This window comes from Aquimarina brevivitae, assembly GCF_004216895.1.
Lineage (GTDB): Bacteria > Bacteroidota > Bacteroidia > Flavobacteriales > Flavobacteriaceae > Aquimarina > Aquimarina brevivitae.
In genome coordinates this window covers 516,455-531,663 of the sequence record NZ_SGXE01000002.1, presented here as the reverse complement: position 1 = coordinate 531,663, position 15,209 = coordinate 516,455, and the positions used below count along the sequence as shown (strand labels likewise).

The following is a 15,209-nucleotide window of genomic DNA, read 5'->3' as shown; positions in this document are numbered from 1 at the left end:
AATCCTGCATAGAGCAGGATTTTTTATTAAGCGGTTACCGCATACATTTTATCTCGTAATTCTTTAACTTTTGGATCATTCATATATTCATCAAAGGTTGCATAACGGTCTATTACACCATTTGGTGTAAGTTCGATCACTCTATTACCTACAGTTTGAGCAAACTCGTGATCGTGAGTAGTAAACAATACTGTTCCTTTGAAATTTTTCAATGAATTATTGAACGCAGTAATAGATTCCAGATCTAAGTGGTTCGTAGGTTCATCCAACATCAATACATTGGCTCGCGTCATCATCATTTTAGAAAGCATACAACGTACTTTTTCTCCACCTGACAATACGTTACATTTTTTAAGAGCTTCCTCTCCACTGAATATCATTTTACCTAAAAAACCTCTGATATACACCTCTTCGCGTTCTTCCTCAGTAGTAGCCCACTGTCGAAGCCAATCTACAAGGGTTAGATCACTTTGAAAATACTCACTGTTATCCGCTGGTAGATAGGATTGTGAAGTCGTTACCCCCCAAGAAAATTTGCCAGCATCTGGTTGTTGTTTTTCATTAAGAATTTGATAAAATGCCGTTGTAGCTCTCGAATCTTTTGAGAAAACTACAACCTTATCTCCCTTAGCTAAATTAACATCTACATCTTTAAACAGCGTTTCTCCTTCTAAACTTGCAGCTAATCCGTCAATATTCAAAATTTGATCTCCGGCTTCTCTATCTCTTTCAAAAATAATAGCAGGATATCTACGACTAGAGGGCTTAATTTCTTCAATATTAAGCTTATCGATCATCTTTTTACGAGAGGTTGCCTGTTTAGACTTAGCAACATTTGCACTAAAACGAGCAATAAACTCTTGTAACTCCTTTTTCTTTTCTTCTGCTTTCTTATTTTGCTGAGCTCGCTGTCTGGCTGCCAATTGAGACGATTCATACCAAAACGTATAGTTACCACTATAATTATTGATTTTTCCAAAATCAATATCGGATATGTGCGTACAAACTGCATCTAAAAAGTGTCTATCGTGAGATACCACAATTACGGTATTTTCATAATTAGCCAAGAAATCCTCTAACCAAGAAATAGTTTCATAATCCAGGTCGTTGGTTGGCTCATCCATAATCAGCACGTCAGGGCTACCAAATAAACATTGAGCCAATAACACACGTACTCTTTGCTTGGTATCTAGATCTGCCATTTTCGTAAAATGAAGCTCCTCCTTGATCCCTAAATTAGATAACATGGCTGCTGCATCACTATCCGCATTCCAACCATTCATTTCTTCAAACTGTACTTGTAGCTCGCCAATCTTCTCTGCATTTTCATCAGAATAGTCTGCATATAATGCATCGATCTCGGTTTTGATTTTATATAAAGGTTTGTTACCCATTATTACGGTTTCAAGCACATTATACTCATCATAAGCATAATGGTTTTGTTCTAATACCGACATGCGTTTTCCAGGCTCTAGATTTACATGACCTGAAGTTGGTTCAATCGCTCCTGATAAAATCTTAAGAAAAGTAGATTTCCCTGCTCCATTAGCGCCAATAATACCATAACAATTACCTTGAGTAAAGGTGGTATTAACTTCGTCAAAAAGTACGCGCTTTCCGAACTGAACTGATAAATTAGAAACTGATAACATAAGTTATATTAAATAGTTATATATTATTTTTGCGGCAAAAGTAGAAAAATCGTTTCATAACCGGAAACATTCCTCCTGAATTATACAATTAACTATTCATTAACATCAGTAACAGTACAATACCGCTATTTTTGACTGTCAGTCAGTAAAGTAAATTATTAATGTTCAAAAGTCCCCTGAAGCTTTTATTTCTATTTATTACACCCCTTATTTTTTGTTTTGGATGTATTGGATCAAATGACACTCCAAAGCGTGAGTATACCTATATTGGTGGCGAAGTAGTCAACCCTAATGCTGATTATATAATTCTTTTTTCGGAAAGAGGAATCGGGGATACGGTAAAATTAGATACAAACAATCGTTTTTTATACAAAACAAAAGATATAGAGAATGGTGTTTATTCTTTTAAACACAATCCAGAAAACCAGCTCTTACTAATTGAAAAAGGTGACAGTTTATTATTACGATTAAACACCTTTGAATTTGACGAATCCCTAGTTTTTACAGGAGATGGAGCAAAGAAAAACAACTTTTTGATTGAATCATTCTTACAGAATGAAGAAGAGCGCAATCAATTGCAGCAATCTGGTTTTCGAATGGATCCTCAAGCATTTATAAAACAACAGGATTCGCTATATAAAATTCGTTTGAAGGAATTTAAACGATTAAATAAAAAAATTAAGCTTAGTGAGTTTTCACAAAAAATATTAAAAGCAAGCTTTGAATATGATTATTACGCCCGTTATGAACTCTATCATTACAGGCATTATGGAATTACAGATCTGACTGAAATAAAAGATTTACCCTCCACTTTTTTTGATTACCGAAAGCAGATTGATTTTAATGATACAGATTTAAAAAGGTTGTATTCCTATAATCGATTTTTAAATCATTACTTCACTAATGCAGCCTATGTTAACCACGCCAAGGGTAAAAGTTTTTATCAAGATCCGGTGGGTAATACCAATTATAAATTGCAGCTGGTGGATAGTGTAGTTACTGAGCCTTATATCAAAAACAATATGCAGCGTGGCATCACCGCACGTTTTTTATTAGATAGCAGAAACGAAGAATATTCTGAAGAAGTACTTAATTATTATCTTAAAGTCAGTTCTAATGAACCTTCACAGAAGGATATGATTAAACTGGCTAACGCTACCAATAAGCTAAAACCAGGTAGTAAAGTGCCTAATCAAGCGCTTATCACCTCAGATGGAGAGGAAATCAACCTTATATCTCTATTAAACAAACCTGTAACTGCGCTTTATTTTTGGTCTTTAGATGATATCAATCATTCTATCAAAGCGCATAAAACTGCGCTTTACTACAGTAAACTCTATCCACAGATTGATTTTATTGCGGTAAATATTAATGATGAAGAAACAAAAAATTGGCAGGGAATGATCAAGCGTTACAACTACAACCCCCTTACCGAATATGAGTTTAAGCACCCTAAATGCGCTACAGAAGAATTCGTAATCTATAACAAAGAAAAGGTAGTTTTAATCGATGAGAGCGGTTATATTATAGACGCTCACGCCAACCTGTTCTCTCCTATTTTTGAAACTCAACTCATTAATACCCTGAGAAACTACAAAAACTCAAAAGAAAAAGCTGCAACTCAATTGACTGCAGCTTTACCTTAAAATAAATTATTGTATTTCAATAAAAGGAGTACCCTAATTTAGTTTCCTTTTTTATAGTCTTCTAAAAATTTAGCTAAACCAATGTCCGTTAATGGATGTTTTAATAATCCTTCGATAGAAGACAACGGTCCAGTCATCACATCAGCTCCTATTTTAGCACATTCCAATACGTGCATTGTATGTCTTACGGAAGCTGCTAAAATTTCGGTTTCAAATCCGTAGTTATCATAAATCAATCGTATTTCAGCAATTAGGTTTAGACCATCAGTAGAAATATCATCCAACCTTCCAATAAATGGTGAAACATATGTTGCTCCAGCTTTAGCTGCTAATAAAGCCTGCCCTGCTGAAAAAACTAAGGTACAATTGGTTTTGATACCCTTATCACTAAAATATTTAATTGCTTTAACCCCTTCCTTAATCATAGGAACCTTAACAATAATCTGATCGTGTAATGCCGCTAATTCTTCTCCTTCTTTGATGATACCTTCAAAATCTGTAGCAATAACCTCTGCACTTACATCACCGGTAACGATATCACATATTTTTTTATAGTGATTGATTATGTTTTCTCTTCCTGTGATGCCTTCCTTAGCCATCAACGACGGATTGGTAGTTACTCCATCTAGTACTCCTAAATCTTGAGCTTCTTTGATCTGATCGAGATTGGCTGTATCTATAAAAAATTTCATCTGATGTTGATTTAAAATATTACAATTATTTGGCCACGAAGATATAAATAATCAATGGCTTTGTTTCTTATTTTATGAATATTAAATTACAACTTATAATGATTCATCAACAATTTTTCATAGGTCTTATCCGGCAAGAGTCGCTTTAACACCACAGAAAATTTTTGCATAAATGCACCTACCTTATAATGTACTTTGGGTTTTTGTTTGATAATTATGGATTGTATCGCTTTAGCCATTTGAAGAGGGTCACTACCATCATCCACATGCGCATCCATTAACTGCAATGTTTTTCCATACGGCTGTTCATAGGGCGAACCTTCTATTACAGGAGCGTGATAGCGGCCTGCTGCTATATTTGTTGCAAAATCTCCAGGGGCTACGTTCGTCATTTCAATATTAAAAGACTTCAGTTCCATTCGCCAGGCCTCAGTAGTAATCTCCAAAGCTGCTTTAGAAGCTGAGTATATTCCGCGATAGGGCAACCCCATATACCCCGCAATAGAGGTAATATTTATAATAAGACCACTTTGCTGCATTCGCATTACCGGCAATACATTTTTGATCACGTTTATAGGTCCAAAATAGTTCGTTACGAAATTGCGTTGTATCTCTTCTTCAGGGATTTCTTCAATGGGCCCAGTAATTCCAGCGCCTGCATTGTTAATCAAAACATCTAAACGTCCTTCTTGAGCTACGATTTGATCAACAGCACTTTTAATAGTTGCTTTATCACCCACATCCAGTTGTAATAATTTGAAATCAGTTATGGAGGCATATTTTTCAGGATTCCTACTGGTTCCATAAACCACATATCCATTTTTGGATAAATAGGCGGCAATTGACTTTCCAATTCCTGATGAACCGCCGGTTATTAAAACTACTTTGGCGTTGGTTTTCATATATGAAGAAGATTAGTTTTGTGCAATAATACTATTAATTTTAGATAAAAAAGAAATAGTGACTTTAAGGTATACTTTTGAAGAAAAAGATTTCAATATAGCGCACAAAAAAAGGCAAGCTACCTACATCACACCGCTACAACCGTCTACCTTTGCTGCGTTCCCGCCCTGGAGGATTCGACAGGAGCTGGTTGTGTAGGACTTGCCGGGTGCAAATATACAATCTTTCTACTATAAAACAATGATTTTTTAAACCCGATTAAAATAAATATCTTGCTTCAAAATTAAGTAGAACTCATGTGTTTTCGTAAAATATTATTAGTCACCTTTTTAGCTGTATTGAACTTTTCTTGCGGAAGTAATCCCGAAAAGAAAAAAACGCTTTTCACCATAAAAATGAATAATGAAAAAGGTATTTATAAACTTGGAGATGAAATAACGGCTTCTATTATTAGCTTAGAAAACATCCCCATAGATTCGGTGACCTATACATTACAGGCTAAAAAAACAAAAGGAACGACAACTTTGAGTTTTACAGAAAAGTTGGATGACGAGAAACTGGGTAATCACTACATTAAAGCACAGGTCTTTTATCAGGGTAATATAGATACGGTTTCTAAGAAATTACTTTTTATCAATGATAAGGCACCTAAATTATATTCTTATAAAATCATTGAAACTTATCCACACGATAGGAATGCATTTACCCAGGGATTGGAGTTTCATCAAGACACCTTATATGAAAGTACTGGAAAGAACGGGTTGTCATCCCTGCGAAAAACCGATTACCAGACTGGAGAAGTTTTGGTAAAAAAAGAAATTGCTCAGGATTACTTTGCAGAAGGGATCACCATCATTAATGATAAAATCTATCAACTTACCTGGTTAGCCAAGAAAGGATTTATTTACAACCTCAAGGATTTAGAAAAAACAGGAAGCTTTGATTACAACCAAAGTAAAGAAGGTTGGGGATTATGTAATGATGGACAAAAAATTTACAAGAGCGACGGTACTGAAAAAATATGGATTTTGGATCCCAAGACCTTAAAAGAAATAGAGTATATCCAAATCACTACTAATAAAAGTGTAAAAACTCGTTTTAACGAATTGGAATGGGTAAATGGAAAGATTTACGCTAACACCTGGCAAAAAGACGGTATCGCCATTATAAATCCAAAAAATGGCGCGTTGGAGGCGGTCATCAACTTAGCAGGCTTAAGGAACCAAGTCAAACAACATCCTGATCTTGATGTATTAAACGGTATTGCCTATAATAATAACACCGGTAAACTCTATGTAACCGGAAAGAATTGGAGTAAACTTTTTGAAATCGAATTGGTAGAGTAGCTTATGGTACGTTATTAGTTGAACCATTTTGATCATACCTTGTCGAATTCAATATTATAACTCGCTTAGGTTTAAGAAAATAGTTCTCAACTGTAGAGAAAATAATATCCTGATTATTTGTTAAGGAAAGAATAATAAAGCGTACCTTTGCCGCTTATTTGAAATTATATGAACAAATTTGAAGCGCTAGGCCTTGGCGAAGAAATTCTTAAAGCAGTAAAGGAAATGGGGTTCGAAACCCCTAGTGATGTACAAGAAAAGGCCATCCCTGTTTTGTTAAATGAAGAAACCGATATGGTTGCACTTGCACAAACAGGAACTGGAAAAACCGCAGCGTTCGGTTTTCCTCTTATCGAAAAAACCAATGCCGATAGTAAGATAACCCAGGGATTAATCCTCTCTCCTACCAGAGAACTCTGTTTGCAAATAACAAATGAGTTAAAAAACTACGCTAAATTCATTCCTCAGCTAAATGTTACAGCTATTTATGGAGGTGCTAGTATTACCGATCAAGCTAAACAAATTAAAAAAGGATCACAGATTGTTGTGGCCACTCCAGGCCGAATGCAAGATATGATCAACAGAAAATTAGTTGACATTTCTAATATTGGATATTGCATCCTAGACGAAGCTGACGAAATGCTGAATATGGGGTTCTATGAGGATATCAAAACCATTTTATCCCATACTCCAAAATCAAAACATACTTGGTTATTTTCTGCCACTATGCCCAAAGAAGTGTCAGAAATCGCTAAGCGTTTTATGAATAAACCTGTTGAAATAACAGTAGGGCATAAAAACACAGGATCAAAAAATGTATCTCATGAGTACTACGTAGTCAACCACAGAGATCGTTACCTGGCATTAAAACGATTAGCTGATGCCAATCCTGATATATTTTCTGTTATCTTTTGTAGAACAAAAAGAGATACTCAAAAGGTTGCCGAAAACCTAATTGTAGATGGGTATAATGCTGCTGCTTTACACGGAGACTTAAGTCAAAACCAAAGAGATTTGGTGATGAAAAGTTTTAGAAATAACCAAATACAAATGCTAGTAGCTACAGATGTAGCTGCAAGAGGTATTGACGTAGATGATGTAACCCACGTAATCAATTATCAGTTACCAGACGAAATAGAAACCTATACCCATAGAAGTGGTAGAACAGGTAGAGCAGGAAAAAGCGGAGTATCTATGGTAATCGTATCTAAAAGTGAGGAACGAAAAATTCGCAATATAGAACGTATTATCAAAAAAAGTTTTGAAAAGAAAGAAATACCTGGTGGTGAGGAAATATGTCAAATTCAGTTATTTCATTTGGCTAATGATATTAAAAAATCAGAAATAAATCACGAGATTGATGCCTATCTACCTTCCATTAATGAAGTGTTAGAAGATTTTACCAAAGAAGAATTGATTAAAAAATTCTTCACAGTAGAATTTAGTCGATTCCATAATTACTACAAAAAATCGAAAGATTTGAATGTAACTGGAGGCGATAACGGTCGAGATACTTTCTCTGGCTCAGGAGCTGGTTCAACGAGATACTTTATTAATGTAGGAGAAAAAGATGGTTTTGATTGGATGTCATTAAAGGACTTCCTTAAAGAAGTATTGGAATTAGGACAAGACGCCGTAAGCCGAGTGGATGTAAAGCAAAACTTTTCGTTTTTTAACACTGATGAGGAGCACGTAGACAAAGTACTTGCTGTATTTGGAGATTTTCAGATGCAAGGAAGAAAGATTAATGTTGAAGTATCCAAAGATTCCAGAGGAGCAGGAAGAGGCGGAAAAAGAAAAGGCGGCGGAAGAAAAAGAAAAAACTTTGGTAAAGAAGAAAGGTTCAGCGGAAAGAGAAAAAATGACAATGCTGGAAAGCAAAAAAGTGGACGAAAAAGAGATAGCAGAAAACGTAGTGATCGAAAATAATTAACACTATTATAAGTTTGGCTTGATTTTTATGTCATATTTTCGCTAAAAGAACGTCTATAGTATATATGAAGAGTAAACTTTTATTCATTTTCACCTTATGTACGCTTTATGCAACGGCTCAGAACAGTGTTTCGGGTACCGTTTTAAATGCTGCGGACGATAGGGTGCTACAAAATGTCCATGTCATTAACCTTAGTCAAGTAATAGGAACGGTAACCAAACCCGATGGGGAGTTTACGGTACAGGCTGAAGTTAATGACACGCTTTACTTTTCATATATTGGTTTTAAACCACTTAAGGTCCGTGTTACTAATGACTGGATCAAATTCGGTGCTGTAAAAATTAAAATGACAGAACTAGGTATCGCCTTAGAAGAGGTGGTACTAGCAGATGTTCAACTTACCGGATATTTAGAAATTGATGCTAAGCGTATTCCTGTTTACAACAATTACAGGTACAGTATTTCTGGACTCAATTCAGGATATGAAGGAGGAAGTAAGCAACCCGGTGCGGTCAACAAGGTACTGGGTGCTATATTTAATCCCGCAGATTTTTTGTATAGTATTTTTTCAAAACGATCAAAGGAGCTCAAAAAACTCCGAAAAATGAAAAAAGACGATGAAATTCGCAATCTATTGGAAAATAAATTTGACAGAGCAACGCTTACTGCTTTATTGCAAGTAGAACGCTTGGATATCGATGAAATTCTAAGAAATTGTAATTACTCCGCGGATTTTATAAAATTTGCCAATGACCTTCAAATTTTAGATGCGATTAGCGAGTGCTATGAAGAGTATCGCGTATTAGAACGTGACTAATCCTTATTTTGCTTTTGCTGTTGCAACGTGTAAAAACGAGCTACTACCTGGTCATAGCTTTTGACACTTTTTTTCACCCAATCCAATCGTTTAGCTAACACTTCTTCTTCTGATAATTGCCAGGCAATTTCACTTCTTTTTAGCTTACTGGTAACAGATTGCAAAATAATCGCTGCCGAAACCGAAATATTTAAGCTTTCCGTAAAACCCACCATAGGTATATGAATCAAACCATCAGCTTGATCAAAAACCTGATCGCTCAATCCTTTTTGTTCTTGTCCAAAGAAAAAAGCAGCAGGTTTACTAACATCAAAATCAGCAAGCGTTACGGAGTCGTTATGCGGTGTGGTAGCAATGATTTGATATCCTTTATTGCGTAATGTTTTGATACACACCTTTGTCGTAGCATGCCGGTTAATATCCACCCATTTCTGAGCTCCCATAGCAATTTCTCGATCAATACGCTTGGCATTTATCTCTTCAATTACGTGTACATTTTGAATACCAAAAACATCACAGCTCCGAATCACTGCACTGGTATTATGCAATTGATATACATCTTCAATAGCTACTGTAAAATGATTTGTTCGCTCCTTTAAAACGCTTTTATAGAGTTCTTTTCGCCTGTCTGTCATACACGCTTCTAAATATGCTAATAGCTCTAAATCTATCATACTATTTTATGTATCATAAATGCGCTATAACTAAAATTATTTTCGAAACAGCAAAGCGCCAGTTGATATTAAAAAACCGTCACAAGATGACGGTTTTTAAAAATTATACAAGTAATGTTAAGTCTTTTTTATACGAAACCTCTTTTCCTTGCCTCTTCTAAAAGTTTTTGATCATCTGCCTTTGGTATAGAGAACATTTCTTTAATTTGGTTCTTTCGCTTTTCAATAGCACTTAAAGAAAGACTTACAAAATTAGGTAAGTTTTTAGTCTTTACCCCACGGGATAAGTGGTATAATATTTTTAAATTTTTCTCATCTAAAGAAAAATTGTTATTCATCATTTTACGGAAGTGGTTATTTACCGTAGCACTATAGTATGGTGTACCATTTACTATATTATTAAAAGCTTGTAAGAGCTCACTGGAGGTCAAATCACTTTTAATTAAAAAACCAGAAGGATTAATATTCTTTAAAATATTGTGGATACGGTGATCCTCTCTATGCATCGTCAAAATAATAATCTTTGCTTTAGGTAGTAATTCTTTAGCGTGCTTCGCTAAATCCTCTCCAGAGGTTATAGTACCATCAGACGATGGCGGAAGCTTTATATCAATAAAGAGCATATCATATGCATTACCCTTAGCGCTACTTAAAATTAAATCATAAGCTTCGTCGCAATTGGAAGCAATATCGATCTTGATCTGATATTCATTTTGATTCTCACCTAATAACGTATTTTTATATCCCTCGATGATCATGGGGTGATCATCTATCATCAATACTTTAAGCTTTTTTTTCATGTATACTAAATTATTTAAGTTGTCAGTTGTTTAATTATTTCACCGAACATCAACCAACAAAAACAGTAATACGTGGAGTCTTTAAAAGTAAAATAAAAGTCTCCTTCGCTACTAAAATACAAACTTTTTTTATCCTGATCTACAAGTAGCCTAATTTATACGGATGCAAAATAGCATTATTTACATCGGCACACTTACGTCTACCTTGGTGCCATCCCCCTGATTACTGATAAAATCTACCACTCCACTCATCTGTCGTACACGGTTGGTAATATTTTTGAGACCAATACCGCGTTTTACTTTAGTGCTTTTAAATCCGACACCGTTGTCTAATATGGTAAGGTTTATTTTACCGTCTTCATAGCCGAAACTAATTTTTACCTCTGTAGCATTAGCGTGTTTAAATATATTTTGAAGCGATTCCTGTAAAATTCGCAACAGGTTTACCTTTTTTTGATCCTCTACTTCTTCCCAATCGATATTTTCATCATTACTAAATTCAAATTCCATTTTGTGGGCGTGGCATAAATCACTAATTAAGCTTTCGACCACATCAATATACGCTACATCTGGGGTAAGGGTGTCTGTACCTAAATCGTGAGAGATCAGGCGTATTTCCTTTTCTATTGATTTGAGCTCTTCGATATATTTATTGCGTGCCTCGGTAAATCCATCGTTAGCCCGCTGATTGATACCATCCAAGCTTAATCGCACTCCAAATAATCGACCTAGCACCCCATCATGCAACTCCTCGGACATTCGTTGCTGCTCCAACTGCCGCCCCTCCTCTAATTTCACTTGTTGATTCAATAGCAGACGGTAGATCTCCTCGTTTGACTCCTGCTGTGCCTGTGCAAATAATAATTCTTTATTACTCTGCTGCTGGCGGAAGATGATATAGACTAATAAAAATAAGGCAGTTAATCCTAGTACAGCAATGACCAAAAACTCATTTTCTTTACTAATCTCCGCTTTTTCTTGCTCTAATTCGTCGGTCTCGAATTTTATACGAGCAAATTTATCCCTAAAAGTGCGCTCGTCATTAACTATACTATCATTGAGTTTAATATAACTCCTTGCATACTCCAAGCCCTCCTTACTATCCGAAACTTCTGTTAGCAATTTGTAAGAACTTAAAAGTTCTTCGTTGTTATTTATATTCTCAGAGGCATTCTTAGCTCTTATTGCATACATTTTTGCCAAGCTATCCTGACCTTTCTTATGATAATACTCCGCGAGATGTAATGTGTTTGTTCCAATACCAAAAACATCGTTATTTTCCTCTCTTATCTTTAAGGAATTAAGTAAAATATCAACTACATCTTTATCTTCCGAATTTTCCAAAAATTTTACATATGCTAAGTTATCTAATAACCTTGCTTTAGTTTTGGGTTTTTCCAAAAGATAATCTTGATATTCTAACCCCTTTTTATAGTAATCTTTAGCTTTGTCAAATTGACCTATCGTTTTGTAAACAGTACCAATATTATTAAACCCAGTGACCGCATATTGCTTTTCTTTATCAGTATTTTTAGCAGATTCAATAGCTCTTTTATGATAGTCAATAGACTCTTCAAACCTACCCATATATTTAGCTATAATTCCTAAAGAAGTATAACACATTGGAATATATCGTTCATTTCCTGATTGTTCAAACTTTTGTATAGCTCTTATAGTCAGGTCATCACTTTCACTATAATCTTTTACTGTTCTTGAAATTTTTGCTAAATCAATAAGCACTCTTCCATGTTCAAATGCCAAACTGTCTTTTTGATATTTTTGACTTTTTTCTAACTTTTGATAAATACCATCGGCCTTATAATAAAATTGGTAAGCACTATCTAATTTCTTTTTACGATAATAAACCCCTAAATTGTCATATGCTCTTGCCATTCCCAAAGAATCATTTATTTCTTCAGATAGCTTTAAAGACTTTCTGTTGAGTTTTTCGTAATGTTCTTCTTCTCCAATTGCATTAAAGGCTAGAGCCAATTTAGATAGGCTTCTCACTTTTAACGAATCATTATCAAATGTATTCAGAGATTTATAGGCTTTGTCAAGCGCATTATATCTTGTTTCCTTATCATAGTTAGAATCTTTTCCTATTATTAGATATGACTGGAAATTATCATTCTGTAATATAGCATTATCTGCATCAGTTTGGTTAGTGTTACAACTGAAGAGTATTAACAATATAAAATCAAAAACAAATAATTTCCTCCAACAGATATACCTTAATGACATCTCTAAACTTTTAAATAAAAATACTCATTTTTAACAATAAAAAAGGAGCTAATCGCTCCTTTTTATAATGAGTATGTCTTAATATCTTAACCTCTTACAGTATCATCGCTTTCATCTTCTGTACCATATTCTCTGGTAGTATCATCACTCTCATCCTCATTACCAAATACATCTATAATTTCTAAACTTACATCCTCATTTTCTACTGAATCTGCTTCACAAGCGATGAATAATGGGCTAAAGAATAGTATTGCTGCAAGTAATTTAATAGTTTTCATAATCTTTTGTTTTTTTGTTTTTTTAGTCTTTTAGTTTGTTAACACGTATCACCCGTCGGTCATACTTGTTGGGGCAATGTTTATAAATTTCGTTACGTAACGGTTAAGAATTTCTTCTTGTTATTATTGTACTTCACTGATTATTACCTCAATTGTACACTACAAATGTATAGCAATAAGGGCCTCGCGCCTAATATATTAAGGTGTCTTTAGTAACTGACACTATAGGAGTAGTAGATTGCATTCGTATGCGGGTAGATGGGGTGATTTACTATCAGTAGGTAAATTATTGTAGGAAAAAAACTACTGATTTAAAAACACAGGGGCCTTGTAAATAACTTGGGTTGGGAAAATACAAAAACCCTATTTACATAGCAATAGGGTTTTTAATTTTATCACAAGAATTTAAATCTGTATTAAACTTTTCTTGGCTAAATTATCTTTAATTTCTTCTACATTATTTTTATAGGATCTAGAGAAAGGGATCATAGCCGTACTGTTCTTAATCTCGCATTTGGCTTTTCCAAAATGAATCCTCGACACATAATTGGTATTGATGATATAACTGTTATGTATACGTACAAAATGATCCGGTAGCAGATTTTGAAAATGCTTTAAGGTTTTAAAAGCTTCTACCTTGGAGCCATCACTCATTATAAAATCAGTAGTGTTATTATCCGCTTTAAGGTACAAGATTTCGTCTACATCAACAAAGCGATAATCGCCATACGATTTAAAGCACAGGGTGTTATCTGCAGTATGATCTATATTCTTCTCAAAACGCATTAGCATCCTAAGCATATGACTCTTAGACAGAGGTTTAAGGATATAATCTAACACATTATTTCGTATCCCTTCAATCGCATAATCAGCTGTTTTGGTTACCACAACAAATTGAGGCAACTCATTGATGTATTTCGGCAATTCACTAATTATGGAATATAAGGTTTTGGCACGCTGACTTCCATTTACCTCTGGTTCCAAGAACACCAATCTTGGCCTTCTTTCTAAAATAAGATCTATGGCATGCTCTTCATCTTTAGCGATACCTGTGCATATGTAATCTGCTCGATCCTCTAATGCTAATTGAATGGATGATGTCGATTTTTCATCGTTATCTATAATAATGTAGGGGTATTTCATTTGGTATAGGATTAATTAATAAAAGTTGTTTAGTAATAATGTCATATTCTTCCTACAAGATACTCTAATTGTAGGTTTTACTGATGCGGTATTACCGCAATTTAAGTACTGTTAATTTTTACTATTTTATATATTTCAAATACTTATCATCGTTTAAATCAAACAATTAAACGATAAAAAATAATCACTTCTCTAGAACGAAAAAAGAGGATACTTAGTATTACAATTGTATTTAATGCTCTGGTAGCTTCATATCAGTACCCTAAAAATGTTACAGATCTGTATGATCTATAACTGATGTGTACCTACTTAGAAACCTTATAGCTATTCTTATGACCCAATAGGTTTTACAACCAATGAATTTTGTGTAATTTTCCAAAGATTAAAAAGGTAACGCATGAAAAAGATTGTGGTATTAACCGGTGCAGGTATCAGTGCCGAGAGTGGGATCAACACCTTTAGAGGGGATGATGGTCTGTGGGAAGGTCACGATATTATGGAAGTAGCTTCGCCTATAGGTTGGGAAAAAAATCCAGCTTTAGTGCTCGATTTTTATAATAAACGGAGAGCTCAATTATTAACCGTAACTCCAAACAAAGCCCACCACGCCCTAAAAGAGCTCGAGGATCAATTTGAGGTTACTATTATTACGCAAAATGTGGATGACCTGCATGAACGTGCAGGTAGTAGTAAGGTAATTCATTTGCATGGTGAATTATTAAAGGTACGGAGTCAATTTGACGAAGATCTCATTTTGGATTGGAAAACAGACCTATGTATCGGGGATTATTGTGAGCATAACAGCCAATTACGACCACATATTGTTTGGTTTGGAGAGCAAGTACCTATGATGGAAAGGGCTATGGAAATTACTAGCGAAGCAGACATTCTAATGATCATCGGCACCTCTATGCAAGTATATCCTGCCGCAAGCTTAGTGCAATACGCAGCACACGGAACCCCCATGTATTTTATCGATCCTAATCCAGCGATTGCGCCTCAACCAAATTTAAAGATTTACGAAGAGAAGGCTACGATAGGCGTGCCAAAGGTAGCGGAAGAGCTATTAAACAATTAATCA

At 34.8% G+C, this 15,209-nt stretch carries 13 protein-coding genes and 1 other RNA gene; 5 read left to right on the top strand and 9 right to left on the bottom strand.

Annotated features, from left to right (window positions below; all coding sequences use genetic code 11):
• Positions 1-26: 26 nt before the first annotated feature.
• Positions 27-1,652, bottom strand: a complete 1,626-nt coding sequence (locus tag EV197_RS10165) for an ABC-F family ATP-binding cassette domain-containing protein (RefSeq protein ID WP_130286646.1) — start codon at positions 1,650-1,652, stop codon at positions 27-29.
• 161 nt (positions 1,653-1,813) lie between these two features.
• Between EV197_RS10165 and EV197_RS10160 the strand changes: the two genes are divergently transcribed.
• A complete protein-coding gene (locus EV197_RS10160; RefSeq protein ID WP_130286645.1) occupies positions 1,814-3,298 on the top strand; it encodes a TlpA family protein disulfide reductase in 1,485 nt (494 codons plus the stop codon).
• A gap of 38 nt (positions 3,299-3,336) precedes the next feature.
• Here EV197_RS10160 and fsa read toward each other — a convergent pair whose 3' ends face one another.
• The 3 genes from fsa to ffs all read right to left on the bottom strand — a co-directional run bounded on the left by fsa (position 3,337) and on the right by ffs (position 5,100).
• The gene (fsa, locus tag EV197_RS10155; protein WP_130286644.1) at positions 3,337-3,990 is read right to left on the bottom strand and encodes a fructose-6-phosphate aldolase; all 654 of its coding nucleotides are present in this window, start codon (positions 3,988-3,990) and stop codon (positions 3,337-3,339) included.
• 86 nt (positions 3,991-4,076) lie between these two features.
• The gene (locus tag EV197_RS10150; protein ID WP_130286643.1) at positions 4,077-4,892 is read right to left on the bottom strand and encodes an SDR family oxidoreductase; all 816 of its coding nucleotides are present in this window, start codon (positions 4,890-4,892) and stop codon (positions 4,077-4,079) included.
• Between the two features lie 109 nt (positions 4,893-5,001).
• An RNA gene (gene ffs, locus EV197_RS10145) (signal recognition particle sRNA small type) lies at positions 5,002-5,100 on the bottom strand.
• Between the two features lie 89 nt (positions 5,101-5,189).
• On the opposite strand from ffs, the gene EV197_RS10140 reads away from it, so the two are divergent.
• The 3 genes from EV197_RS10140 to EV197_RS10130 all read left to right on the top strand — a co-directional run bounded on the left by EV197_RS10140 (position 5,190) and on the right by EV197_RS10130 (position 8,989).
• A complete protein-coding gene (locus tag EV197_RS10140; protein ID WP_130286642.1) occupies positions 5,190-6,239 on the top strand; it encodes a glutaminyl-peptide cyclotransferase in 1,050 nt (349 codons plus the stop codon).
• 168 nt (positions 6,240-6,407) lie between these two features.
• Positions 6,408-8,168 (top strand): DEAD/DEAH box helicase, encoded by a 1,761-nt coding sequence (locus EV197_RS10135; protein WP_130286641.1) that lies wholly within the window; start codon positions 6,408-6,410, stop codon positions 8,166-8,168.
• Between the two features lie 68 nt (positions 8,169-8,236).
• A complete protein-coding gene (locus EV197_RS10130; protein WP_130286640.1) occupies positions 8,237-8,989 on the top strand; it encodes a carboxypeptidase-like regulatory domain-containing protein in 753 nt (250 codons plus the stop codon).
• Here the strand turns inward: EV197_RS10130 and EV197_RS10125 are convergent.
• The 5 genes from EV197_RS10125 to EV197_RS10105 form a co-directional block, all read right to left on the bottom strand.
• The gene (locus EV197_RS10125) at positions 8,986-9,663 is read right to left on the bottom strand and encodes a TrmH family RNA methyltransferase (protein ID WP_130286639.1); all 678 of its coding nucleotides are present in this window, start codon (positions 9,661-9,663) and stop codon (positions 8,986-8,988) included. The two genes, EV197_RS10130 and EV197_RS10125, sit on opposite strands and share 4 nt — an antisense overlap.
• A 128-nt stretch (positions 9,664-9,791) precedes the next feature.
• The gene (locus tag EV197_RS10120; RefSeq protein ID WP_130286638.1) at positions 9,792-10,463 is read right to left on the bottom strand and encodes a response regulator; all 672 of its coding nucleotides are present in this window, start codon (positions 10,461-10,463) and stop codon (positions 9,792-9,794) included.
• A gap of 180 nt (positions 10,464-10,643) precedes the next feature.
• Complete coding sequence (locus tag EV197_RS10115) at positions 10,644-12,707, bottom strand: tetratricopeptide repeat-containing sensor histidine kinase (protein ID WP_130286637.1); 2,064 nt, start codon at positions 12,705-12,707, stop codon at positions 10,644-10,646.
• Positions 12,708-12,793: 86 nt separating this feature from the next.
• The gene (locus tag EV197_RS10110; RefSeq protein ID WP_130286636.1) at positions 12,794-12,985 is read right to left on the bottom strand and encodes a hypothetical protein; all 192 of its coding nucleotides are present in this window, start codon (positions 12,983-12,985) and stop codon (positions 12,794-12,796) included.
• Between the two features lie 405 nt (positions 12,986-13,390).
• A complete protein-coding gene (locus EV197_RS10105; RefSeq protein WP_130286635.1) occupies positions 13,391-14,128 on the bottom strand; it encodes a LytR/AlgR family response regulator transcription factor in 738 nt (245 codons plus the stop codon).
• 397 nt (positions 14,129-14,525) lie between these two features.
• Between EV197_RS10105 and EV197_RS10100 the strand changes: the two genes are divergently transcribed.
• Positions 14,526-15,206: an SIR2 family NAD-dependent protein deacylase gene (locus tag EV197_RS10100; RefSeq protein ID WP_130286634.1), complete on the top strand. Its 681-nt coding sequence runs from the start codon at positions 14,526-14,528 to the stop codon at positions 15,204-15,206.
• Positions 15,207-15,209: the final 3 nt, after the last annotated feature.